Here is a 26,424-nt window from a genome sequence, read left to right as displayed (position 1 = left end):
AATAGGCAATGCCCCTTCGAACTGAGTACTGATACCGTAAACGGTATGGCAGCCTGAGGTTTTATGGATTTTCACAGACTTGTCGGACTTCGCAGTCATCCCGCCTGGCGTCTATTACAGGCTGACAGCGCACCGCTGATTATCAGCTTCCTGCATCGTTCTTTTATCGCGACCAATCAGCGTTCAATCGCTGCTGAAGAGCTGGTGACCCGGTTGGACGATTATCTACACCATTTGCGCGAGAGCAGCGGTGAAAACAAATACCCCCGCAAAGGTCGGGACTACCTGAACGACTGGGCATCCGGGGAGCAAGGATATTTGCGCAAATATTATCCGGCTGCCAGTGTGGGCGATGAACCCTTGTTTGATTTGACACCGGCCACGGAGAAAGTGATCGAATGGTTGTCCGGGTTTGAACAGAAACAGTTTGTGGGCACCGAGTCCCGGTTGTTGACGGTCTTTCGTCTTCTCAATGAGATTGCCCATGAGACCGAGGTCGACCCGCAGTTAAGAATTGATCGTCTGGAGCAGGAAAAAGCCGAGCTTGAGCTCGAAATTGCCCGTTTGAAAAGTGGCCAGATGGCCCCTCATGACCCGACAAGAGTTAAAGAGAAATTCCTGCAGGCTGAAGATACCGCACGACAGTTATTATCAGATTTCCGCCAGGTAGAAGAGAACTTTCGCAGCCTTGATCGGGGCGTTCGGGAACGAATCACGATCAGCAACAGCGGTAAGGGGCAGATGCTGGACGATATTTTTTCGGAACAGGATGCCATCACCGAATCGGACCAGGGTCGCAGCTTCAAGGCCTTCTGGAGTTGGCTGATGTCGCCGTCCAGTCAGGATGAGTTACAGACAATTCTGGAAAAAGTGCTGGCACTGCCTGAAGTGCAAAGTCTGCAACACGATGAGCTGCTGGGTCGAATTCGCTTCCGATTGCTGGAAGCCGGAGAAAAAGTGAACAGCACTTGCGCGCAACTGGTGGAACAGCTTCGTCACTACCTGGCGGATCAGGCCTGGCTGGAAAACCGACGCATCATGGAAATTGTCCGGGAGATCGAGCAGAGCGCTATCGCTGTACGCCAGAGCCCGCCACCGGATAAACTCTTTACTACATTACAACCTTGTAAACCCGAGATAGAACTTCCTATGTCCCGTGGTTTGTTTCGCCCGGCAGTGCGCCCGGTGATTGATGAAGTGCCGGAAGAGGGGCAGGCTGAATTTGACAGCACCGCTTTGTATAGCCAGCACTATGTGGATGAGCGGGAGCTGCGGGCACGTATTCGCCATGCGCTCCAGAATCGTCAGCAGATCAGTTTATCGGAACTGGTGAAACAATATCCGGTGCGAAAGGGCTTGAGCGAAGTGGTGGCCTATCTGCATATAGCTTCTGAATCGGATCATGCGCTGGTCAATGCTGAACAGGATGAAGTGATTGTTTGGCTAGATGACAAAGGGCATCAGAAAGAAGCCTCAATGCCGGAAGTCGTTTTTACCCGATGACGCTGAAATCAGACGACAACCTACAGGAGAAAAATGTTTGTGAATGATGACGTTGAAACAGCGCAGGATGCCTCGCTCGGTGTAGTGGTTATTCATTTGATGAAAGGTGTTTTATATCGGGACACTAACCCTGCGGTCTGGCAGCAGTTACAGGATTTACACGCCAGAGTGATTGATTATGTCAAAGTGATTGGGCTTGACCTGGTGCTGGATGAAGCGGAAGGTTACGCGTTTCTGAAGCAGGTTAATGATGAAGATCTGGCGTTGCCGAAACTGGTCGCCCGTCGTCCGTTAAGTTTTCCGGTCAGCTTACTCTGTGTGCTGCTGCGCAAGAAAATGGTGGAGCAGGATGCCGGTGGTGGCGAATCCAGGCTGATTCTGTCGCGGGAGCAAATTGTCGAGATGATGCGGGTCTTTTTGCCAGACCGTGCTAATGAAGCGCGGCTGTTTGATCAGATTGATACTCACCTCAACAAAGTAGCCGAGTTCGGATTTCTGAAAAAACTGAACAGCAATCCGCCCGCCTGGGAAGTGCGCCGGATCATCAAGGCATTGGTGGACGCCGACTGGCTGGCGGATTTTAATGACAAGTTAAAGGTATACCGGGAATATGCAGAATCAAATGTTTGAGTTCAGTGAGGACGCTGGCAAGGCAGGATTCCGGCTCGAAAAATTAGAAGTGTTGAACTGGGGCACCTTTCATAAAAAAATCTGGTCGGCACAGCCGGATGGCAGTAACAGTCTGCTAACGGGTGATATCGGTTCCGGTAAATCGACCTTGGTGGATGGATTAACGACACTGTTAGTACCCAGCCAAAAGATCACCTACAACAAAGCGGCAGGTGCGGAAACCCGTGAACGAAACCTGACGTCGTATGTCCGTGGCTATTTTAAAAGCGCTAAAGATGACGACACGCTCAGTGCCAAGGCTGTTGCCCTGCGCGACCACAACAGTTACAGCGTGTTGCTGGCCCGGTTCAGGAATGAAGGCTATGACCAGACGATCACTCTGGCGCAAGTATTCTGGAGCCGGGATAACGCCAATACGCCGGAACGCTTTTATATTGTTGCCCGAAAGCCGTTAACCATTGCCAAACATTTCAGTGGTTTTGGCAGTGATATCGGCGACCTGAAAAAACAACTTAAACGTAAAGATCACCTGAAACTGTTTGACAGCTTCACTCAGTATCAGGCGGAATTTCGTCGGCAGATGGGGATTGAAAACGATCAGGCGCTGGACTTGCTTTATCAGACAGTCTCCATGAAATCCGTGGGTAACTTAACGGAGTTTGTCCGCAGTCACATGCTCGAAAGCACCGATGTAGCGGATCGGGTAGATGAACTCAGTCGTCAGTTTGATAACCTCAATCGTGCCCATGAAGCCGTACTGAAAGCCCGCCAGCAAATAGAAAAACTGTCGCCGCTGATTCAGGATTGCGATCGTTATTCGGAACTGGAAACGGCCATTTATTCTTTAAAACAGTGCCGGGAAGCGCTGTACGGATTCTTTGCTGACAAGAAAATTCAGCTGTTGAATGACCGCATTGTTCGTCGGGAACAGGAGCAGACAAAACTCACCGCCAGACTGGAAGAAGCCCGGCAGCTGTTAACGGATTTGCGCTCGGAGTTGCGGGACATTGAGCGGGCGATAGACCAGAACGGCGGGCAACGACTCTCGGAGCTGAAAACTGAAATAGAACGTTTGAACAGGGAAAGGGAACGGTTGTCCGATGCCTGTGACAAATACCTTGGTCTGTGTCGTGAACTGGATATGCCAGAGCCAAAAGACGACGAAGGTTTTTATGGCAACCAGAAAGAGGCGCAGGAAAGTCGGCAACGGCTGGAACAACAGCAGGCTCATTTACAGAACGAACAGGTGGAACAGGCTGTTGTTCTGAAACAACTGCGGGATGAACATTCAGAACTGGAGCAGGAAATTGCTTCCCTGAAAGGGCGTAAGTCCAATATCCCCAGCCGAAATCTTGCCATTCGTGAAGCGCTTTGTGAGAGCCTGTCTCTGTCGGAAGACACCCTGCCGTTTGCTGGTGAGCTGCTGCAAATCCGGGAAGAAGAAAAACAGTGGGAAGGGGCGGCTGAAAGAGTGCTGCATAATTTCGCCCTGAGCCTGCTGGTGCCTGACGATCACTATCAGGCAGTGGCCGACTATGTTAACCAGACTCATCTGAAAGGGCGGCTGGTGTATTACCGGGTTCGGGAACCTTCACGCCCAGTGCATGATGCCATCGATAAACACTCCCTTAGCCGGAAAATCTCGATAAAAACCGACAGCCTGTTTTATGGCTGGCTGGAACAGGAACTGATTCAGCGATTTGACTATACCTGCTGCGATAAAATGGCAGACTTCCGCAGGGAGAGCCGGGCGATTACGCCCAATGGTCAGATCAAAAGCAGCGGCAGCCGCCATGAAAAAGACGACCGCTACCGTATTGATGACCGATCTCGATATGTGCTGGGCTGGAGTAACCGGGAAAAGATTTTTGCCCTGGAAACAGAACAAAAACGGAAAGAGCAGACGATTCAAAAGGCGGCTGCGGAGCAGGCGCAATTTACCCGTCGGCTGAAGGGGTTACAGAACAGTCAGTTGAAGCTGGAACTGTTATTGAATGTGCAAAGCTTTGCCGAGATTAACTGGCAGCCACTGGCGCTGCAGATTCAAACCCTTGAGAAAGAAAAGCAACAGCTGGAAGCCGGTTCAGACATCCTGAAAACCCTGCGGGAGCGCCAGTCCCGATCCGAAGCTCTTATTGCGGAACAGGATAGGCTAAAGGAAAAGCTTGGGCAGGATGTGGGCAACCTGAACTCAAAGCTGGAGCGGGATCGTGACGATCGGGATCAGGCCCAACTACTATTGGATGAATTGTCTGGCAAACACCGGGAAGCCTGTTTCCCAGAACTTGAGTCGCTGGAGCCGGAAGCACTGCCTGATAAAAAAATCACTATTGAAAGCTGTGACAGCAGTCAAGTCGCCATGCGTAAATGGCTGACCAGCCGGATTGATACACGTCAGAATACCGCCAAAAACCTGATTTCAAAAATTACCGGACAGATGTCCGATTATAAAAACGCTTACCCTCAGGAAACCCGGGAAGTGGATGCCGATGTTGCTTCTGCCGGAGAATTTTCCGGTATGTTGCAAACATTGCAGGGTGAAGACCTGCCAAGGCATGAGCAGCGCTTCAAGCAAATGCTCAACGAAGGCACCATTCATAATATGGCGATGTTCCAGAACTGGCTGGATCATCAGCAGCAAACCATCCGGGACAAGATTGACACCATTAACCGCTCCCTGTCGGCGATTGATTACAGCGAAGGTTCTTATATCCGTCTGGTGGCAGATAGTAATCGAGACCCGGAAATCAATCAGTTCAAAATCGACCTGCGTAACTGTCTGGGGGATAGCCTGTCGCCCGATACCAGTGAACACTATGCAGAAAACAAGTTTATTCAGGTGAAAGAGATTATCGAACGCTTTAATGGTCGGGAAGGGCAGAGCGACCTTGATAAGCGCTGGACAAAAAAAGTCACGGACGTGCGCAACTGGTTCTTGTTTAATGCCTCTGAACGTTACCGTGAAGACGACTCCGAAAAGGAATTTTATTCCGATTCGGCGGGAAAATCCGGGGGACAGAAAGAAAAGCTGGCCTACACTATTCTGGCGGCGGCACTGGTCTACCAGTTTGGCCTCGAGTGGGGCGAGAAACGCTCACGGTCATTCCGTTTCGTGATGATTGATGAAGCCTTTGGCCGCGGGTCTGATGAATCTGCCCGGTATGGACTGGAGTTGTTCCGCAAGCTCAATCTGCAACTGTTGATTGTGACGCCTCTACAGAAAATTCATGTGATAGAAGACTACGTCAACTCGGTGCATTTTGTTCATAACGAAGGCGGCTGTAACTCGGTCTTGCAGAACCTGACCATAGAAGAGTACCGCAAAGATAAGCAACAATATCTGGCCAATCAGCAAGAGCAGGCGTTTGCTGAGACAGAACCTGCCTCCGTGACTGTGAATTAGCATGATTTCCCAGAAAGAACTGCAAAAGAAAGCCCTGCGCCCTTGGGCGTCCGGGGCTTTTCTGAAAAGCTGGCTGAATGATGAGGTGTTTTTCCCCTTTGAGATACCTTTCAAAACACCGTCAGGGCGTACCCTGAGCAGTGAATTTATTCAGGTTCGGGACTGGATTGCAGAAATGCACCGTCATTCCAGAGCTGTTACCGGTAGCGGTTATCAGCTGGAATATCGAACCATCAGTCACCAACAGTTAGGACAGCAACGGCTACCTCGTAAAATTCTGTTTGAAAGCAGGGACGACTGGCTGGCTTTTATTGGACAACAGTCGACTTTTAAACAGTTTCAGGCCTTGGCTGATCAGACCCGGCGACAGCTTCCGCAGGTCATGCCGTTGGTGAACAGCAAACCGGTGAAAGTGCTGGATTATGCTGATGTCTGGCCGCAGTTGATTAAAGTGTGCCGCTATTTTCAGCTCAACTCTCAGCCAGACCGGTATATCCGGCAACTGGATATTCAGGGTGTTGATACCAAATTTATTGAATCTCACAAGGGCGTACTATCAGAACTACTCATGCTGGCACTTGAGCCGGAAGAATTCGACGACAGCGTATCGGGCATAGCCGAGAATGGGTTTGAGCGTCGCTTTGGGTTGCGTTATGACGAGCCATTGATCCGCTTTCGCCTGCTGGACTCAACGGCTCCGGTCACAGATATGAGTGTGCCGCTATCACAGTTTGTTGATCCGGGTGTAAGCCGGGTTTTTATCACTGAGAATAAAATCAATGGCCTGACTTTCCCGTCAGTAAAAGATTCCATAGTCATTTTCGGGCTGGGATATGGCATTCGTTCTCTGTTCTCACTGAACTGGCTGGAGGGCAAACAGATCAACTATTGGGGGGATATTGATACCCACGGCTTCTCCATGTTGTCGCAACTGCGCGGGCGTTTCCGAAAAACCAGGTCGCTGTTAATGGATCAGGCGACACTGGAATTGCATTTGCCTCTTTGCGTAGAAGAGCCTGAAAACAAGCGTTTTTTAGCGGATCTTGCCAATCTAACCAGCAGTGAGCAGTCACTGTTTGACGCCTTGCGTCAAAACAAACTGAGCAAAAACCTTCGGCTCGAACAGGAGCGCATTGCTTTTTCTTGCTTGAGGGAGGCTTTAGCGGCTGGGGCTTGCTGAAGCATGAAATAGGGTTATCGTTCGGGCAACTAGCGCATAGGGAATTTTTAGAGACAGCGATTGTATAATACCAATTGCACTTTCTAAATCCCTATTGCGCTGTCTATCCAAGCGAAAATCCGGCGTTGGAGCTCCTCGCTATGGCTATGACTCGTCACTCCGCCTTGTCTTTTCACTTGGATAGCCATGCTCATAACGGGTTTAGAAAGTTTTATTGTTGAGCAGCGGATTCAAACAGAAAGGCACTATTCAGAATTATTACTTCTTATTGGGCATGTTCGGGAACGAAAATTGAGCTTGGGAGTAACAAAATTTACTCCCAGAGACTCGCCTCAATCGTCTAACTCTTTGGTATCACTATCAAAATCGGCTCTTCGTCGTTTCATATGGATTTAAGAATATCCGACACAGGGCTGGCGATCATATAGATCATCATCAGAAACGTCTCAGTATTTCGATATCCTCGGGCTCGACTTCTTGCAGCCTGAAACAGGCTGTTCAACCCTTCCATACGGGCATTGGTGTAGGTTGATATCCAGCGTTGTAATATCCAGTCTGCATGAGTCTCTACCGTGTTCAGTGCTTTGCGAACAGACTCCAGAATATCGCAGTCGCCCAGAGCTTCTTTTGCATACTTGATAAAGTGAGTCAGTCTCCATCGCGCTGCTCTTGGTGTTTCGGCCTTTCTGATTCAGCGGAGTTTCTCTTTGATCTTCCAGGCAACACCTGTTTTCAAGTCGCTCGCCTCAAGCTCCACAAGCGCTTCTATCTGTTTTTCAGTGAAAGGGCCGTCTGCTTTTTTTAACACTGCCCATCGCAGGCTTTTAGGGTGGCTCTTCAACTTTCGCTCAGCTTTACGCACATCGTCCAAAGCCTGAGTGAATAGCTGGACAACATGAAACCAGTCAACGGTAACGTTGGCCTTTGGAAACTCTTCCTTCGTCGCTGACAGAAACGCTGGTGACATATCAAAGACGACTTCCAGTACATTGCTTGCCTGCCCTCCATGTTCTTCCAGAAAAGCTCTGAAATCCTTAACGGTTTCCTTACCTTTGCCTGGTGTGGCGAATACAACCGGCTTGTCATTCCGATCCATGTCGATGAATACGGTGACGTAGTTGTGACCCCGTTTTGAGGTTGTTTTCAGGGCAGAGAGATCCATCTCCATCAGGGCTTGGCTGACATAATGCTTGATGACGCGCCATATTCCAAGGTGCCTGCAGACCGAGGCCGAGCATGAAACCGTCCATGGATGACTACCAAAACCTGTGAGTTTCCGGGTCGGGTTTTATCGGTCAGATATCAGAACGAAATCCATAGCAAACAGCGAAGAGCCAAAATAATTACTGGGCCGATAATGAGCTGGTGAACAGGCAGTTGCTCAAGGCTTCGATGTCGCTTTCATGGGAAACGGAGTAAGAAACTTATAGTTCTGCCTGCTGTGATCAGCGCATATTTTCTAAACCTGTAGCCACTGCTTCAGTGTATTCTCCAGTTTTTCAAGCTGCTGCTGATGTTTGTCTTTGTTTTTTGACAGCCGCTGAACATTCATCAGCTTCCAGCGGATAGCGGGAAGTTCTGCAGCAGAAGGCTCGTCAAACAGTGTCCAGTCTGGCTTGCCTCGTTTGAAAGATAATAGAAAATCCTGATCTCTCTCGGTGAAGTGAGCTTGTAGAGCTGCCACCATACGAGAACGGGTTTCTATCAGTTCGTTCAATTCCACGGGTTCGTTCGTCATACCGGCAAACTCATCGTAAAACGTTTGCTCCAACTCTTTCCAGCGTGGTGACATGACTTCATGTATGGGGCGTGGATGGCTCAGAGTGTATGTCAGAAAGCCAGTAAATATCTCTCTGGAAATTCCACCAGCATTCAGCAGTCGCTGAACATCATAAAGGTCTCGTGGGTGCTGGCGATCCATGGCGGCACAAAGCTTTCCTCCATATAAATCGGCCTGGCTGACAACAGGTATTTCAGCATAGCCAAATTCATCCTCTACTGACTCAACAACGGGCAGTAACTCTGGGTCATGCAGTGTGCCTCTGGCAACAGGAGAGACTTCGATTTTGATGGTTGCGGATTCTGTAGTGACAATAATTCTTAATTCATCTTGCCGGTTGTCCTGAAGTACTGCACTGGTTGAAGGCTGTGTATTAATCCGCTCAGCTATGCGCTCGAGAGCTGAGCGAACATTTTTCAGAGCTTCATCCCTTGGTTCGAGAGGAAGGTAGGCAAGGTCAATGTCCACAGACAGTCGAGGAAAATCCTGAACAAACAAATTGATGGCTGTTCCGCCTTTCAGAGCGAAGACAGGCTCGGTTGCCACAACTGACAGCATTCGGATCAACAGGGAAACCTGCTGGTAATAAACGGAGTCTTTGTCCATGAGTCTGATCTTCTTTTACGATGCAGGGTAAGGCAGAGATTGCGGAACGGTGATCAGGTAACGCTCGTCGTATCGACCATTAGTCACCACCTGACGTTTACCAGAGCCAAGCTGTATTTGAGATTCATCAAGCCGGTCGAACCATTGATGGCCACAATAATGACTCAGAAACAGAAAAATGCGATTGGTCTGAACAGCACTGCTGCGATTAAGGAGCGACTGCACTTTTCTTGGACTCAGGTTAACCAACCCCTGAAATAATTCAGCGGCGTGTTCAAAACGAATATTTTTCCCGATAGCATCGACCACTTCATAAGCTGCGAGTTCCGGGCGACTGGCTCTGAGTTCCTTTCCTTTTACGGTTACTGTGGTGAAATCTTTGTCAGTTAGTTCACAAAGCTTGTGGTTACCGCTATATAACCAGGGCTGTTTGGAAAACTCCCGAAACCATTTGGGCAGGATTTGCTTGCTTCTGGTTCCAACCCAGACTTGCTCTGAATTCAGTTGCAGGTAATGGCTAAGCCCTTGGTGAGTTAAACTGGTAAGCCCTGCAAGGTGTACTGGCAACTGTAGCTGTTGAGTAAGAGCCTGCAATGCGTCCGGCCAGTCAGGTTTGATCTTGCCACTGGGTTCCGGACGATAGTAAACACCAGGGCTGAGCCTCTTCAGCCAGCCGCTTTTGGCATATTTCTGAGTCAGAGAATAACGGATGCCGTTCTCCGTCAGCCATTGCTGGAGCACCAGAGAGCCAGGAGAGGTATGATTTATCAGCCAGTTTATCTTAGATGACATATTAATACCCAGAGTATTAATTTATATTCTATGTCAAACTAAGTAGTTTGTCTAAATGCGAATATTAATACCCAGGGTGTCAATATATTAAATATTTTAAACTGTGATATTTTGTTCAACATTGGGCTGAGGATGAGTTGGGCAACAAGCAGCTACTTGGAGCTGCTGTGATCTTATCTTGACTGAGAAACTAAGTTTGCCCATTTCCGTCAGATCGTTGGCGACGGTTTCAAGACTCTGACTGAAGGTCAGCAGGTTGAATTTACTGTTACTCAGGGCCAGAAAGGTCCTCGGGCAGAAGACATCCGTCCTCTGTAAAGATTGAGCGACATCTAATGTAGCTTGCTGCTTCACATAGTGTGAAGCCAAGAAGGTAATACCTAAGGAATAGTCCGTAAATAACTTCCTTATTTGACCACCCCCCGTTCGGGCTGAGCCTGTCGAAGCCCAGAGCCACCACCCTTCGACAGACTCAGGGTGAACGGAGTTCATGTTTTAATCGGGTAGTTATTTCAAGACAAATCCTAAGGGTGTTGCCTTTTTTATGGTGCGCCGAGTATGGCGCGTAGCGCCAACCGGCGCTGTTCCAGTAAGCATGGTGGCGGCTGGATGACTTGGAGGTGAAAGTCCTCCATCGACCCGGCACCAACAGTAGGCGCTTTAGGCAAGGGGAACGATTAGCCGAACGGCAAGGGTGTCCATCGCGAGGTGGAATCTGAAGAAAGCCGAAGGCAAAACACTGGCCCGACGGACAGGAATCGCATAGTAGGCGGTCGCAGTGGGTAAGAAGGCCATTATCTTCAATACCCAAAGGGCACAAGAGCCCGATACTTGCACGGAAACTGCGGACGTATATGCGGCGGGTATAAGTGGGAAGGTCGCGCGCATTACCTCGGGAGGTCTGTCGTTCTGCCTCAGGCTACCAGTGTCGTGAGGCATTGGGATGGGGCGGCAGAAGTCAGCAGAAGTCGTAGTAGGTTTGTTGCCGCAAACTGAAGGGCTGAACCTGTAAATGAAGTGAAGTAAGCGATCTCTGATTGTTTAGGGCAGATGCTCGAAAGAGGCCTTTAAATTCGAAAGAGTGGAAGACAGTATCTGAAGCTTGGGTTGGGTGTTTATTGGACAGCAGGCGACGTATTACAACGAAAGCTGAGTTTGCAGGAACCGCCGTGGTACGGAACCGTATGCCCGGTGGTGTGAGAGGACGGCGGGAGTGATTCCGCCTCCTACTCGATCCTGAAAGAAAGTTGATAGAGTGTGTCTGTGCTGGCGGAGTGGTCGTTGTGGGTTGGCTAGATAGAGTGCTGAATCACTGTGTAGGTTAACGATGATAAGGCTGTGCAACTCAACGTTAATCACATGCAAGCCCCAATCATCCTGAGCCTGCATGCTCTGTGCTAAGGGTATGTGGAGTAGTGATTGATTGCATCAGGAAGGTAGCATTAAGAGGTGTTATTGCGGTGAAAAACAGACTGCTTGGAAGGGAGGGTTGGGGAGGAAGGTCTCCAGTTAAAGACAGTGCCCTGAGTGTGTCACAGGGCACTGAGCGTTATGGCAGCCAGTTAAAAACCGGCTTGCTGAAAATCATTCCTTCTCGATGCGTTCACCGGTTTCTTCATCAAAATGATCTGTGTGAAACTCATACCACATGACATTGATATCAACAATATGTGGTCTGCAACCCCTGATAATCCGGTTTTTTTGATACGCTTGCGGAACTAAAAACTACAATAAAACACCATAAAATCCTATCGATTGGTCCCCAAATTAGTCCCCAGAATTTTATGTTCTGGATCGGGTTTTGAGGTGTTGTCATGAGCATTGTTTGTGAGGTTCGTAAACGAAAAAAAGGAACCGTCTATAAGTTCACGGTAAAGGTCATCCGTCAGCATTTTAAAGCCATAGAACGCATGTCCTTTCCGGACAAACCATCAGGGCGAGCCTGGGCAAAGCAGGTAGAACAGGAAATGCTGAAGCAGGCTGAACAGGAACTGCCAAAGTATGAGTCAGCTCAGTCCCGAACCGGTGATATCACTCTGGAAACCTACCTCACCCACTATCTGGAAATGAACGACAGCTTGCCGGTAGAAGAGCAGATCAGTTACCGGGACAGACAGGCGATTCTGTTCTGGCAAAAATCAGAGCTGAAAAATATCCGGTCCAATGAGATGACCGAACAGCATCTGATTGATTGCCTTATAAAGAGAAGGAAGACGGTGACAGCTTCGACCAATCATCTTTATGTATCTGTGTTGAGGCGAGCGATCGAGTGGCAGAAGAGGACAGGCTATTACTTCAAGAATTTCATTACACCGGATGCGATGAAAGAGCTGTGGAAGCTCAAGCTCGTTGGGAAGTCCCAACGGCATGATGTCAGGCCAACAGAAGAGCAGGTTTTATTGTTGTTTGAGGAACTACTGAAAGGTTATAACACAGCCCAGGGGGTAGTTCCTTATCACCACATTATGCTGTTCAGTATCTACAGCACGTTCAGGGAAGGGGAAGTCTGCAGGATAAAATACAGCCAGCTGGATAAGGAGGCTGGTTTTGTCATCATCGAAGATAGAAAAGATCCCAGTAACAAATTTGGTAACCACCAGAAGGTTCCATTGCCACCTGAGTGTTTAGAAATTATTGACCGTCAGCCACCTTTCGAAGGTGATGACAGGATTTTTCCCTACAAGGCTCAAAGTGTTGCATCAAGATTTTCAGAAAGAACCAAGCGGCTTGGGTTTCCAGAGTTGCGCTTTCATTCATTCCGGCATGAAGGCATATCCCGCCTTTTTGAACAGAAAATGTCGATTCCGGAAGTGGCACTCCGCAGTGGTCATAAAACATGGGAGCACCTGCGGCGCTATACTCATCTCCTACACAAGGAACCGCCTGATTTATGGGGGCAGTGCAAGAGAATAGAGAATAAGTATTGGGCCGAAAATGAGTTGGTCAACAAGCAGCTGCTTAGAGCTGCTATGACCTTATCTTGACTGAAAAACTAAGCTTGACCATCTCAGTCAAGAATGGATATCTCTATCGGAGAAGATAGGTTGTCAGTTGTAGGAACCAACAGCCTATTGGCTGCTTTCGTCAACAGAATATTTTGTAATCCAGTTCGTTAGTACCTGTGAACTGTTGAACCCAAGAAGCCTGGCGGCTGCAGCCTTATTTCCATGAGTTTCTTTTAATGCAAGAGAAATATAGTGACCAGCAACTTTACCTACGACATCGCTAAGATCAACGCTTTCATGCAGATGGTTTGGAAGCAGTTGTGTGTTCGCTCTTCTTGAGATTAATGACGCTTCAATATCATGTTCACAAATCTGGGCGCTATCTGTCCAAATTGCAGCTCTTAACAGGCTTGCGTTCAGCTCTCTCACATTCCCAAGCCATGGCTGTCTGGCAATGAATGCATGACCCTTACTCGTCAGTGTCTTTTTGCAGTAATCTGGCTGGTCTGCCAGCTCTTCATTAATTTGATGGAGCATAGTGTTGGCAAGAAGACTTATATCATCCCCTCTGTCTCTGACAGGGGGGAGCTTGATAATGCCAATAGCTAGCCGGTAAAACAGGTCTTCCCGAAATCTTCCTTCCTCAATCAAATCTGTGAGATTTTGATGTGTCGCAGAAATTAGACGAAAATCACTTCTTATCAATTTCTCACTACCGACAGGTGTGAACTCTTTTTCCTGCAGAACTCTTAATAGTTTGGTTTGCAATAGAGGTGATAGTTCTCCAATTTCATCCAGGAATAAAGTTCCACCATCAGCCTGTTCGAAGAAGCCTGCATGATCTTTGTGAGCACCTGTGAATGCTCCTTTTTTGTGACCAAATAGTAATGATTCAGCCAAGTCTTCCGGGAGAGCCCCGCAGTTTACTGCTACAAAACGAGAGTTTTGACGCAGGCTTGCATTATGAATGGCTTTGGCCAGTACCTCTTTGCCCGTTCCGGTTTCTCCAAGGACTAAAACTGACACATCACGTACGGCCATTTTTTTAGCTCTTTCTTGGACTGTCTGCATAGCTTTGCTGTTGCCCGTGATGCCTTCGAAACTCGGGGAGCTACCTTCAATTTGTTCGAGTCGAAAGCTGGCATTCTTAATGGCTTCCAACGTGAATTCGGCAGAGATTTGGAAGGGTAGTTCGCGATTATGTACGTGCTGAATCCCTGTGCTGTCGCGCCAAGACTCAATACATACAGAAGGGTATTTTGTTTTGACCAGAAGCACCCAGATTGCTGTCATGGCTGGTGTACCAGGACTTAAATGAACGACTCTCTGATAATCCGGATAGGTTGCTTGTAATTGGCTTAGTTGATTGGAAACTACAGGATAAATTTCCTCATAAGCCATTGGCGAACTTAATGGAACCTGGCAAGAAGTAATGGGAACCTCTCTGTAAGTTTGTTCTTTTAACCAGATTACGTACGAGTGCAAGGACTCACTGGGATAATTGCATAGCAAATGGATGGCATCATAAGGTGAATTTTTGTCTTCTGCATCAAGGATGGCTGCCAGAACCGGGCCTAATTGGCCCGACTCTTTAGCATTGATATCATGTTTGCCTATCCAGGAGATCAGGTTTTTTTTCATATTGTTATGGGCTCGAGAGCTCAGACAAGTTAAACGAGTAATTCCAGCGGCCATTCTGATCAAAGCCGGGCTCATTGCTCTTATTGGCGGTGAATTTACCTATACGATGGCCTTTGGTGTAAGAAATACTCCATTGGTTACCGCAGGATGAACAGTCACATTTGAAGCAATCTCTTTCCCATGGGGTAAACTCTCCTTTGCTTCCGCAGTCAGGGCAAGAGGAAAGAAAGTTAACATATTGAACAGATTGTTTGACCGCTTTCTGCAGGTCTGCTGATAGACCGGTATCTTGAAGTGCCTGGTGCAGTTCTGTTTGCTTCTTCGGTGAAAGAGGAGCTATGACTTTGATGGAAGATGAACCAGAAATTCTAAAGAGAGATGTTTCTGACTCAGCATACTGGACAAAGGGGCGACATAATTTATCTATCGCCAGACCATAACTCTGCATTACCCCCGACCATAGCCAGGTTTTCAGCAGAACCACCATTCTTTCTTCCAGATAAAAGTCTTCAGGTGAAATAAACAGCGGATCTCTATTACCTCCAGATAACCAAGTGTTAGGGTGCTTTTGTTGTCCTTTTCCGGGAATACAGGGAATAACGACTTTATTATTGTCAATCGTTGCTTGCAGGTCGTGTCCGTCTCTGCAAGAAATAGGAGTAAAATGAAGGTCAAGCGAAGCTAGTTCTGACTGAACAAGCCATTGATAGCTTTCCTTCTTAAGCAAGACCTCCTGACGGCCTCTCTCAAAATTAAATATTTCTTCTGAAGCAGATTTCAGCCTAAAACCCAAAGCCTTCAAAGAACGGATTATCACGAGCTTGCAATAATCCATATAACTTTCCTGAAGTTCAATGTTGGCATTCATGACTTCAGAAGCAGGTAGATTGGATGATGACATAACCTCAATCAGTGTTTGCCATAATCCAACAAGGTGTCGGTAATGTTGGTCGTGAGCGAGTATGTTGGTAACGTGAATTTGACTCGGTACTCTTGCAGATCTCGGAACCTGTTTGTAAAGGCCTCTCTGTTTAAGTCCCTTAATCTTTCTGAGATATGCTTCAATAGTGCTGATTTGTGAACGTAAAGTCTTAAGGATTTCTTCGGTTTCATCTACAGAAAATGTTTTGCCCCACAGTTCACAAATATCAGAAATCAGCTTGTGATAAAGCTCTTCTGATTTTTCAATCTTCTCGAATTCATTTAAGTCGAGTTCAAGCGCCCTTAAATCGTTGAGCCTAACTGTCAGGTAAGTCTGAAGATTGTCCAGTAGTCGAGCATAAACCTGATTTTCATACAGGTTGTACTCATCTTCACTGACTAATCCCAGAATTTGTTTTGGCATAACTCCTGTCAGTGTTCGCTTTTGCCAGCATTCAGAATGTGCGGCAAGATGTCTGTTTGCATTTGACGCTACTTTCCTTGCTCGGCTGACAGGCATTAGCTGGCTGTCATATTTCATATCGATTCGAGGGCGAATGCTAATCGAGTGTAAATGCCCCTTATTGAGGGCAGTGTCCAGTAAGTCCAGCAGTTTATCATACTGGATGTCAATGATACTGCTAGGCAGCAATGGAGTAGGGAGTTCTTCAGTATCATTTATTTCAAGCGTTCTAATATGACCTGCGATTTGGATAATGGCTTTTTTCATCCAATAACCAGAGTCTTTATCAGTCTTATTAGCAGAGTCGTCATTTACTGAGAAACCCCGTCCATTCAGGCTGAGTTGCTCGCTCCCGTCGGACACAATAAATGTGCCCGGGGTGATTTCAGAATGGTTGTTTGCATGCAGCGTATCGAGTGCAACATAGCGTCCGGGAGTTAATGCGTCAGGCAGCTGGTTTAAAACCAGCTGCTGCCCGGTCATTCGATCCAGGACCCTCATGCACCAATCCTCTTGCGGCGAAGGTCTCTCTCAATCAGTTCGAAGCATTTTGAAGGCTCACCATCCAGCTCCATTTCAATCCAGGTGTCTTCGAGTGACTGTTTGATCTGATTCAGGTCAGCTTCTTCGGTATCAAATCGACCTGTGACTTTGCCAGCTCTGAAAACTTTGGTTGCCAGAAGATGATCCAGAGCCTCCCCGACGGTACCATCACTGGCCATAACAACGGGAATAAAACTTCTCGCATGGCGCTCCAGGCGATTACCCCAGCCAATATCAAATTGATCCGCCATAACATTTGTCAGTTCGCTGGTGGTCAGGTTTTCGATAATCTGATTAGTGATTTCTTCATAATCAGTTTTAGCGCAGTCAAAACGCTTTTGCAGAGAACTGAAACTGTAGGTTTTTTGTTCCATGTTTCTGATTTTGAACTTCTCTTCATGTCGAGGAAGCTCCATGACATGGGCTCTATCGTACGTTTTGTCTGCAAACTCATTGGTGGTTTCGTCATGGTTTGCGGTACCAATAAACCAGACATTGTCAGGCACCAAAATGGTGTTGCCATCCATTACCATTTTGGGTGGGTTCGGATCGGTATGATCCAGAAGAACAATTTGTCGATCTTCCGGCTGCTTTTCTATGGCGGATAGAAATTCGGCGAAATATTGCTCTGGTCTGGATAGGTTCATTTCATCCAGAAGTACAATATTGATTCTGTTTTCAAAGCCTGGCGTTCTGGCTCTGTATAATGCTTTCAGAGTTTCTTTTGAGTAATACTTTCGTTCAAAAGCATTAAAATGACCCAGCAAATCATCTCTGTCACGCCAGCCAGCCTGCACTGCGATGTCGGTACAGTTACCCCCCATAACTCTGGCAAAAGCTTTAGCCAGACTGGTTTTACCTGTGCCAGATATGCCCTGAAGTATATGAAGCTTGCTCATTGCCAGGCCTGCAAGGAACAGACGAACATCCTGTAAGCGGTAATACAGTGGGGTATTTGGGTAGGTAGACGCAATCATCTGCTGAAGTTCATAAGCAAATGCATCAAGTCTTGGTACTTCTTCCAGAGTAGGCTTCATTTGACACTTTCTATCAGCGTCCATCTCCCAGAGCGATTCAAATACTCTACTGCCTTGCTGTTTTTCCAAAAGATCGTCAAGACGGCTCTCAAGCTCTGTAATATGGGCGCCGAGGGATTGCTTGTGCTTATTTAGAACCAGATTTTCCTGCTCTAAACGTTCATGTTCCAGAATGCTAAGACGATTGGCTGATAGCTCTCTTTCAGCTTTGTTCAGTTTTGTCTCATTTTCTCGAAGCTGGCTTTCCAGTCTGGCTTGATGGTTCTTCAGAGCTTGATTCTCTGATTGCAGATCATCTTGCGGCTGGCTGTCCAGTTTTCTGTTCAGGTCACGGTTGCTGTGTTCAAGTTCATGCAGTCGATCCAGTAGGGTTTCGGGGTTCTGACCATCGAGTACCCGGACAATTTCCGTATAGCCATCAATTTCTGCTTCCAGTTTCTGAATGTTTTCTAAATCCTTATCTCTAAACTTCTGCAATCGTTCAAGTTTATGTTCCTTTTGGCTGATCTTTTCCTGATAATCAGCGGCAATTTCTGCCTCAAGCATTTGCTTGCGTTCTTCAAACTGGTTTCGCTGTGTAGCCAGCCGTGATCCGGACACCTCGATTCTAAGTTTGTCTTGATCCAACTGGGATTTTAATTTATTGAGCTCATCTCTTTTCGCTTTGAGGTCCAGCTCTGTTTTTTGACGAAGTTCATCCAGCTGCTTGGTTAACTTCTCTCTTTGAGCAGTTTCTTCCTCTGCGAGCTTTAGCTTTAGCTCGTTCCTTTTTTCCTCAAGAGCTTTTGTATCCTCCTTCAACTCAGCGAGGGCTTTCTCATTCTGACGTACGAAATTTGCTCGTGCATTGATTTCACGCTCCTCCAGCTCTCTTTCTCGCGAAACCTGGGTCTGCTCTTTGTTGGCAAGGTTTTCTTTATCTGCTTTGAGTTCAGCCTGCTCGACTTTTAGTTTTTTGCTTTGAGTTTCCAGATCACTGGTCTTCTCTTTGACCTGCGTCTGGAGTTCTTCATACCGACGTTTGGCGGCTTCAGCTTTTTTTGCACTATCCTGAACTGCTTTAGAGTACTTGCTCAACTCATCCAGCAACTCGGAAAAGTGTTCTTTTGTTTGCTCAGCTGTAACATCTTTGAGAACCACTTCGACCTCCGGTGCCAGAGCAGGAACTTCCGTCACGGATTCTGGCGCTGCATTCAGATTTGCTTGCACTGCTGCCAGTTGATCAGACATCGTCTGATTCCAATTTTTACCCTTTTTACCTTTTTGCTTTGACATCTCTTTTACACCCAATTTGATAATACTTTTGCGCAATGCATAGCGGTTTCACTAGCCGTCAAAGCTTCTTCTTTTTTGAATTTTCGTTGGCTGGCATGGCTGGCAGGATTGCGAAGTTCAGCCAGTTCCATAATTTCGATTAACTTAATTTCATCTTTACTAAGTTTTCTTAGTGGATGGGTTTCTTGGTGATCGCAGGTACTTAATGCAGCAGCTGAAACTAAGGCCTTAAGAGATGCCTGACCATTCTCTAAAGCTCGTTTAACCTGATACGTATCAGGCCCAGCAAGCTTCTTAATCAGGCCAGATGGCACACACTCAATTTCAAGAGCTTGATAAACGTCACGTCTTAACCATGGTTTTGGCTTCCCCTGTAGGCGAACATGAGCGGATGGTGCAGGCCATTTTTGTAAAACCCACTGAAACAGAGCTTCAACCAATTTTTGAGCTTCACCTATCAGGCTATCGATATCTTCTCGATAAACTCGATCATTCTGTTCAATATTTTTAGTGCGCCTGATAACTGCCAGAAGGTATTTTTCTGCCAAGGGTATGTGTCGTATTCCTGGGAACTCGGATAATAATTCAAGTCTTGCTGACTCTTGAATTTCATCTTCGCGGGCTTTCCAGTCAGTAGTAGCTTTTCGCTCAATGCCGAACATTTGATTTAATGTTCCAGCAAGATTTGGTTGATGTTCCAACTGGCGGCTCATCCGATTTCTCATCCACTCGGATGCAGGAGTAATGTCCGTTGGGTCAGTGACAAGCCACTCTTTTCCAGAGTTCTCCTTTTGATAGAGCCAGCACCATAGATAAACAGGAACAGGAGTGCTGTCTACGATCTCGATGGAGTCATATCTCATTCGTTCAAGATCAAGGAATTCGTCAGCCTGAAGTTTTCTGTTGTGTATCGCAACGTTATGATCTCGAATGCAGTCAATAATTTCATAAGCACTGGGTGGGTTCAGTGCATGCTCTGCATTCAGGTGTGATACGAGAGTTGGTGAGTCAAGCTGCTCTTCCCCCCGGCTACGTCTGAAGGCGGGGCGACCATCTCTGTACTCATCGGCATCAATATATTGAAGCTCTTTGACGAACCTTGGCATGAGTTCGCCAGTGAAAATATCTTGAAAGACATATCCGCTGGCCAGCGATGTTTTCAGTTCTTCTTGCTCTGTCAGCTTGCGTTTGCCTTTTGGGGTTAGCCCCATAGCGCTAGTAAGTAAACCGTTATTAACCATTTGCTGAATGATATAATCAACAAGGGTTACAGACAGACAGAGGAGGTCTGCAATTTTGTTTACGTCTGTACAGCGACTTTTAATTAACCCCAGAATAGCCTCTTCGAAAATATTCAGAGCACTTCCTGACTGTTCAGGAACGAGTACTCTCCAGGCATTCATAGGCCACAGGACTGCCCGTTGAAAAGAGCCGAAAGGCTTCATATTTCTGTAGCGAATAAAGCGATCAGTGAACAATTTTGCCATGCTCACCTCCGCACAATTCATAAAACGCATTCATTGCTGGTACTACTTTTTCAGCCTCTTCAGACTTAAACATTTCAGCATCGCCTACACAGATCAATAATTGCTGCTGACGGCTCATAGCAACATTAAGGCGGTTTTCTAAAGTCAAGAAACCATATTTTTTGCGAACTGCCTTATCATCACTCAAATCCGGCAATGAGGCAGAGTTTGTTAGAACTGTTGACAGGAAAACGACATTGAACTCTTTGCCCTGAAAAGCATCAACACTTCCTACACGTAGCCTTTCATCTCCATTTGCCAGAGTGGACCACTGAGAACGAATTTTATAATTTCCATGGACTTTCTCGGCCACGTCAATCTGCTTTAGCTGTTCAAGAATTTCATCTCTTTGGGCGCTGTAGAACGTGATGATGCCAAAACTGGTATTTAGATTTTCTTCCATCATCTTTTTTATTCTTAAAGCAATTTCTCGTGCTTCGATAGTCCGATAACGACTGGTTCCACGTCGCTTCCAGTTACCGTCTGATTTTGGGAGATCAATCCATGCACACACCTTATTCTCAAAGTCCTTAAGCCCGTGCTTAAAGTCATCTTCAGGGCGGCCTGACTTGATTCTTTCTTCTTTATGGTTTTCGTAAAAGTTACGGCTGACAAAGTCCCCTAAGACAGGGTGCATACGGAACTGAGTGTCCAGAGTTATAACTCTTGACCTGCCATCCTGAGCTTCAAGTTTTTTCAATTGCTTGAAGAGCCGTTCAAACAAGCTTTCTTTCAACATCTCTTGACGATTTGCATCCAGCTCGTCTCGGACAGACATTGTCTTTTCTACTTCAGGCTCAAGCATATGGGGTAATTGACGATGGTCACCTACCAGAACAACACGTCGTTTTGCCATTGCCATTGGTATGAATAGATCCAGAGGGTTTGCTCTGGCTGCTTCATCAACAATTACGCTTTCAAAATTAATATCATTTTGGAAGTCGACATTCTTCAAAGCTGACATCTGGTTAGATGCAGATTGTTGGCAAGTTGCTGCAAGTATGCTGGTGTAGGACTGAGCAGCCTCTCTTACTCTGTACGGCTCGTTCAATAATGATTGTTGATAATTTTCAAGAACTGCATATTCCCCAAGCTGAGAGGATTCAATTTTCTCTCGAATGGCTTCAAGAAGAGCGTTCAATATCTGGCAGCCTTGTTTATCAATTACAGTTTTCAGTACAGGTGGGCGGTAATCATGCCTAGTGTGATCGAGTAACATATTCTGCAGCTCAGATAACTGTTCGAGCTGCTCAGTAGTTACGCAATCGAAAGAGTTTGCCAACTGCTCCAAAAGCTCTTTCTGTGACGTGTTAAGCAGATCAGGATATATGTATACCTGATCAAGCAATGCCCATGCCTGTTCTGAACCATCATCAGCGTAAGAATCAGGTGTAGTCCGTAATGACCTGATTCTCCTGATCAGAAGGTCATCCAACCCCATTTTTTGTGAGTGTAAACTGACCTTATGCTCTTCAGCCCAGATGTCCCAATCTGTTCGAATTGATGAGGGAAGCCTTACGGAACACTCCTTATACAGTTTTTCCAAAAGGCTGGAAATTTCATCAAGTTTCTGCTGTCTTTCCTCTGGTAGCATTGGAGCTACCTGAAGCGTTGATACGCTTGTGAACAATTCTCGCAGAGTTCCCAGAAAAGGTTTTGAATCCAGGTAGTCGCTAAGTTTTAAGCCTACATCTTGATGTTTTTTCTGGCACCAGGTATCGACAGGATCAGCCGATGTATCTGACTTTTTGCCTCCACGCCCACCAACTTTTACTGCTGGCAAACCGAAGACATCGGATCGAGCAATAACATTATCTACGGCATCGTGTTGGAAGCTGCTTATCAAAGTTTGATGATTTAATTCATGATTACCAGACTCTTCCGCCAGCCTGCGTTGTAAGGCAGTAATAACTTGAGTTTTGCCAGTCCCTGGAGGACCAACAATAATGGCTATATCGGGTGTGTTAAGAGCAATATCGATAGCGCTTTCTTGCTTAGAGGTTGGGCTACCTCCTTTAAATACTTCTCTTGCATAAGGCGTTAATGCTCTTAAAGTATTTCTTCGCCTTGCCCCTTCGGCATAACCTTCAAGCAACCTGTGTAGCTGAGGCATAGGGTTGTTGCCAGATTGAATCTGATCCTTGGCTTTCTGCCGTCTGTTTCTGTTGGTAATGTGTCCAGACAACGACAGGTACAAATAGCCGTCTGAAGCCGGACGATCCTGTTTTCTCTGGTCATCAAGTTTCAGAACCAGTCCGTTTTGATTTCTTCTGTACAACTCACCAGACACTTTGTCTTGCACATGGTCGAAGCCGGACTCATGAACGGCTTTTTCGTTATCTAGCCAGTCAGGTTTTGTGCCTGAGCTTTCTATTTGAAAGTCTTTGCTGTCCAGTGCATCGAAGCGTTCCAGGAAGCCTTTTAAAGCCGCTTCATCTTCAGCAGAAAACTCCCATAGAATACTCTCTTCTCCTTTGGCGGCTGTTTTCGTATAACGAAAGAAGCCGACTTCTCTGGCTTGCTCGACGACCAGCTCCCAGTCAGTATTGCTATAGTCTTCCCAAAGACTTACATAGCTTCCATGGCTTCTGAGAGCTTCTTCAAATTTTCTCTTTGCTTCCTTGCTGTTAACCACTGACTGTTGGGAGGTGTCAGCGAAAATAATTTCACCCTCAAGCACGCCGATAGCTTCATCTGATCGTTGAGCTCGTTGTATGTGCTTCAGAGTGGTTGTGTTATCAGGAGATACTTCGAGAATAGCTTGCCACTCATGTCCTAAAAGTGTCAGAGTGTCTTCTGATCTTCTTGCGGGAATCTTAGTGAATACCCCGCTGGTACGATCACTTTCCAGAAGGAATTCGTCAGATAGCCACTGAATAGCATCATTCACAGAATCGGAGGTAATTACATTCTTGCTGGATAAGTTCTCCGCAGTCCATTCATCTACACCTATTTTAAAGCTGTTCTCAACTCTTGCTGAAACAGTACATTTCTGTAGATAAATATCCTGGGGTGTCAGGGCTGTAATAACCCAGAACGTATTTCTTTGAGCAACCAGAGTTTTGACCTTATCCTCATGATCAATAATCTCAACCGGCAATAAATGATCTTGCTGGTTGATATAGATATCTCCCTGTCGACTGATTAAATAAGCTTCATCACCTTGTTGCCATTGGCTTTTGATATATTCATCTTGATCAAGCGGCCTTAGTCGTATGATCTCAGGCTCCAGCAAGCAACTATTTATTAGTTTCATAATTCTTACCAGATAAAGTGCCAGACATTGTGACCAAAGCCTTGAGAGCCGCTTGTCTTATTCATGATGTGCAACATAAATCGCTGCTGGCTACGTTCAGATGTCGTGTATTTCCATACCCGGTTTATGCGTTCTTTTTTTCGGCTTCCGTGTTTCTGAAGAACGACTTTACAGGCTGGTTTGGGCTTAATAGTGATACCTTCATCACTGTACTCAATGCGACATAGCTCTTCGGATTGGTTGTAAAGGCGTGAGCCTGGTGCCGAATTACGTAAAATGATTTCACTTTGTTTTTTCAGTACGCAGGCATGACCTGTTGAAACCCAAGGAGTGGCATTCAGCTCTTTATCTTCAGTCAGCATCGAAGAGTAGATGTAATGCCTTAATAGCAATTGATTATCTGGAGACTGTTTGTGGTCACAGAAAGGACAAATGTGATCGGGTTTGTAGACAAAACAGCTACGACAGGATTCGCATGAAATGCATATATTGGCAGCAGCCTCAAAAGCTTCAGCCCAGGCGTTCATCGTAGGTCGATGATTTTGTTGTAGCATTCCAGCATTAAAGCTCGCTTCAAAAAGCTCACGCAGGCGGCGGGTACTTATCATATCTCTTGAAAGGCCAACGCTGGAGCTGTTTGATGAATCATCAGGGTGGTCAACCCATGGGAATTTACCCTGATAAGCTTGTTCTTCAAGCTCGGGCTCCCCATCTTCGACATGGTCGCCTTTTAGTGGATGAATCAGGCTCAATATTTCGAATGCAATGGTAGCAAAGCTCCAGCTGTCAGTAAGAGTGTTGATTCCTCTTGTTCCTGTGACAACCTCCGGTGCACCATACCCTGGAGTGTGAATGTGCTGATCGGATAATCGACAAGATGTGGCAAGGTTGTCACAGTCGATCAACCATACTTCAGATTCATTTATGGATTTTGAGATGAAAATATTTGCTGGAGAAAGGTCGCCATAAGCAAGTCCACGTGTATGTAGATCAGCCAATAAACGAGCAAGTTTGGCTAATATGCTGAATCGTCGAGTTAATCCCCCTGTATTCAGGAATCCCTGAAGGCCTTCTCCATTCTGAAGAGACTCATTTGTTTCTATGATCAAGTCCTGAAGTGGAATGAGGTCATCCATAAGCTCCATAACATAACCTGGAGTTGGCTTGATGATCAGGGCTTTCGGAGAAGCAATATTCAGCTGTTCGAGATTCTGTCGCATGATCCACTGAATACGATCAATCCATTCTTTTTTCTGCTCTACAGAAGATTTTTGGTTGAAAATTTTAAGCAGAACTTCGGGGTATTGAGTCGAACAAACGGTACCCTGGCCTCCGGCCCCAACAAGTCCAGTGAGTTCATAATCAGTACCGTACTGGTCAGTTACGGTTCTGTTGCCTGTTTTTTTCTTTTCCGGCTTCAGACTGTTTTTCACATTAATGCTCATCAATAACTAATTCCTGAAAACAACCGCAATACTCTTATCATCACTGTGACCGGGCGTAGGCCACGCCTTTAGCTCCCGCTTAAGCCATGAGTTTCTGGCGCGGGTGCTTTTTCGGCGAAGCGATTCATACATAGACTGCATAAATTCTGGAAAGTCCTCTGGCTCGATATCTTCTGAAATTCCATCAGTCATCAGAATGATGCCATCTCCCTTTTCGGGTATTTCGATATCAATGATGCTCCAGTCAGAGAAGCGCCTCGAAGAACCTAAAGCGGAGGTTTCGTTACCAAATTTATTATCCGAGGAGGTAAAGAGTGAAGTTACCCCTCTTGATCGGTATAGGATCGCACCATCACCTAACTGAACTAGCCGGACACAATCACCACCCCGTCCAAATGCCGCTAAGCAAGTGGCAGCAGCATCGGTAGCTTTTAATGGGGAAATTTGTTTAAGCCATTCATTATATAGATGGGTAACAAATTTATGATGATCATTGCTATCAATGGTGTCATGGAGGCTGTTCAAGACAACTTTGACAGCTAGTTTGGAGCCGACATCAGAAAATGGTTTTGACCCCAGCCCGTCAGAGACGCTAGCTGCCCAATACTGCCTGCAAGTGCGTATCCCTACAGAGTCCTGGTTAGGTAATCCTGATAGAACATGAGCAGGGCCTATTACACTTGCCCTGCTAAACAGCCATCTCATGGTTGAAAATCCAGGTCCAGAAAGTCTTCTTCAGGAGTGTCGAAATCAATCTCTACTGATTCATTCGGGTTAACACTGCGTGACCGGCTGGTGACACTCATACTAACCACTCGGAAGAAGTGGATGATGTCTCTGGCATCATTTGCTTTAAACACAGATGCTTCTAAGTCATTGTTGAAGTCTTCCAGCATTTTTATGTCTGCATCATCACCGATAGCCATGGCCAGTCGCGTACCTTTTTGGGCTCTTTCAGACTTGCAGAGGTTGTCAAAGGCTGATTGCCAGCTGTCAGTTGGATAACCATCTGATATTAGGATGATAAATGGTCGATATGCGCGTGAAGGTATGCGTTCATTATCCTCTATCAAAGCCTGTGCCATGGCGAAAGCATCGCCCATAGGGGTTCTTCCTATGGCTTCCATGGGAGTGAAATCTGTAATTTGATGGGCTGGTTTGAGAGACAGGTGCTCTACAGCCTTATCGCCTCCGAAAGTGATGATAGATAGCTGGATTTCAGCGTGTAACCGGTTTTCACCACCCAGTGTGTCAATAAGATCCTTCAATGCCTGGTTCATGGCATCAATTTTTCCGTTGATGCTCATGCTTCCACTGGTATCAGCAAGGATGATGACAGGCAAAGGTCTGGCTTTCTTAATTGCAAAGTTTTTCATTATGAAAATTCATCAGTTGTAGGTGGATTCAGTTGAACTCTAATTTTGCAGTTATCAACGATAAAGCGAAAACCGTGCCAACTATCGATCCCAGAGAAATTG

General features: G+C 46.5%; 15 protein-coding genes and 2 pseudogenes. 6 read left to right on the top strand and 11 right to left on the bottom strand.

Annotated features, from left to right (window positions below; genetic code table 11):
- Positions 1-63 precede the first annotated feature (63 nt).
- Genes GZ78_RS08895 through GZ78_RS08880 form a run of 4 tightly spaced genes read left to right on the top strand, consistent with a single transcriptional unit; the run spans position 64 to position 6,716 of the window.
- Complete coding sequence (locus GZ78_RS08895) at positions 64-1,503, top strand: DUF3375 domain-containing protein (RefSeq protein WP_034834842.1); 1,440 nt, start codon at positions 64-66, stop codon at positions 1,501-1,503.
- 33 nt (positions 1,504-1,536) lie between these two features.
- Entirely contained in the window at positions 1,537-2,133 is a 597-nt protein-coding gene (locus tag GZ78_RS08890) for a DUF4194 domain-containing protein (protein WP_034834841.1), read from the top strand.
- Complete coding sequence (locus GZ78_RS08885) at positions 2,114-5,536, top strand: ATP-binding protein (RefSeq protein ID WP_051785981.1); 3,423 nt, start codon at positions 2,114-2,116, stop codon at positions 5,534-5,536. The genes GZ78_RS08890 and GZ78_RS08885 overlap by 20 nt, the downstream gene beginning before the upstream one ends.
- Before the next feature lies 1 nt (position 5,537).
- Positions 5,538-6,716 (top strand): DUF3322 domain-containing protein, encoded by a 1,179-nt coding sequence (locus GZ78_RS08880; RefSeq protein WP_034834839.1) that lies wholly within the window; start codon positions 5,538-5,540, stop codon positions 6,714-6,716.
- Positions 6,717-7,098: 382 nt separating this feature from the next.
- Here the strand turns inward: GZ78_RS08880 and GZ78_RS30260 are convergent.
- From GZ78_RS30260 to GZ78_RS08865, 3 genes and pseudogenes are all read right to left on the bottom strand, one after another.
- Positions 7,099-7,878 (bottom strand): annotated as a pseudogene (locus GZ78_RS30260) (ISL3 family transposase).
- Between the two features lie 297 nt (positions 7,879-8,175).
- Complete coding sequence (locus GZ78_RS08870; protein ID WP_034834829.1) at positions 8,176-9,102, bottom strand: nucleotidyl transferase AbiEii/AbiGii toxin family protein; 927 nt, start codon at positions 9,100-9,102, stop codon at positions 8,176-8,178.
- 15 nt (positions 9,103-9,117) lie between these two features.
- Positions 9,118-9,894, bottom strand: coding sequence for a type IV toxin-antitoxin system AbiEi family antitoxin (locus tag GZ78_RS08865; protein ID WP_034834827.1), 777 nt, complete (start codon positions 9,892-9,894; stop codon positions 9,118-9,120).
- A gap of 195 nt (positions 9,895-10,089) precedes the next feature.
- Here GZ78_RS08865 and GZ78_RS28275 point away from each other — a divergent pair.
- Both GZ78_RS28275 and GZ78_RS27305 read left to right on the top strand, forming a co-directional pair.
- Positions 10,090-10,212, top strand: a pseudogene (locus GZ78_RS28275) (cold-shock protein); the annotation flags it as partial.
- 1,496 nt (positions 10,213-11,708) lie between these two features.
- Entirely contained in the window at positions 11,709-12,878 is a 1,170-nt protein-coding gene (locus GZ78_RS27305; protein ID WP_051785980.1) for a tyrosine-type recombinase/integrase, read from the top strand.
- Positions 12,879-12,962: 84 nt separating this feature from the next.
- On the opposite strand, the gene GZ78_RS08840 is transcribed toward GZ78_RS27305, so the two are convergent.
- Genes GZ78_RS08840 through GZ78_RS08805 form a run of 8 tightly spaced genes read right to left on the bottom strand, consistent with a single transcriptional unit; the run spans position 12,963 to position 26,322 of the window.
- Positions 12,963-14,480: a sigma-54 interaction domain-containing protein gene (locus tag GZ78_RS08840; protein ID WP_034834820.1), complete on the bottom strand. Its 1,518-nt coding sequence runs from the start codon at positions 14,478-14,480 to the stop codon at positions 12,963-12,965.
- Positions 14,481-14,484: 4 nt separating this feature from the next.
- Entirely contained in the window at positions 14,485-16,365 is a 1,881-nt protein-coding gene (locus GZ78_RS08835; RefSeq protein WP_034834818.1) for a hypothetical protein, read from the bottom strand.
- A complete protein-coding gene (locus GZ78_RS08830) occupies positions 16,362-18,674 on the bottom strand; it encodes an AAA family ATPase (RefSeq protein WP_161787348.1) in 2,313 nt (770 codons plus the stop codon). Before GZ78_RS08830 ends, GZ78_RS08835 begins: the two co-directional genes overlap by 4 nt.
- Before the next feature lie 50 nt (positions 18,675-18,724).
- Entirely contained in the window at positions 18,725-20,206 is a 1,482-nt protein-coding gene (locus tag GZ78_RS08825) for a hypothetical protein (RefSeq protein WP_034834816.1), read from the bottom strand.
- On the bottom strand, positions 20,187-23,501 hold the full coding sequence (locus tag GZ78_RS08820; protein ID WP_081869750.1) for a DEAD/DEAH box helicase: 3,315 nt from the start codon (positions 23,499-23,501) through the stop codon (positions 20,187-20,189). The genes GZ78_RS08825 and GZ78_RS08820 overlap by 20 nt, the downstream gene beginning before the upstream one ends.
- 5 nt (positions 23,502-23,506) lie before the next feature.
- Positions 23,507-24,946 (bottom strand): serine/threonine protein kinase, encoded by a 1,440-nt coding sequence (locus GZ78_RS08815; RefSeq protein ID WP_051785978.1) that lies wholly within the window; start codon positions 24,944-24,946, stop codon positions 23,507-23,509.
- Between the two features lie 6 nt (positions 24,947-24,952).
- Positions 24,953-25,651: a PP2C family serine/threonine-protein phosphatase gene (locus GZ78_RS08810; RefSeq protein ID WP_034834813.1), complete on the bottom strand. Its 699-nt coding sequence runs from the start codon at positions 25,649-25,651 to the stop codon at positions 24,953-24,955.
- Complete coding sequence (locus tag GZ78_RS08805) at positions 25,648-26,322, bottom strand: vWA domain-containing protein (RefSeq protein ID WP_034834812.1); 675 nt, start codon at positions 26,320-26,322, stop codon at positions 25,648-25,650. The genes GZ78_RS08810 and GZ78_RS08805 overlap by 4 nt, the downstream gene beginning before the upstream one ends.
- Positions 26,323-26,424 lie beyond the last annotated feature (102 nt).

The organism is Endozoicomonas numazuensis, from assembly GCF_000722635.1.
GTDB classification, from domain to species: domain Bacteria; phylum Pseudomonadota; class Gammaproteobacteria; order Pseudomonadales; family Endozoicomonadaceae; genus Endozoicomonas_A; species Endozoicomonas_A numazuensis.
Note: the sequence above shows the minus strand (reverse complement) of the source record. Positions and strands in the feature narration are given on the sequence as shown.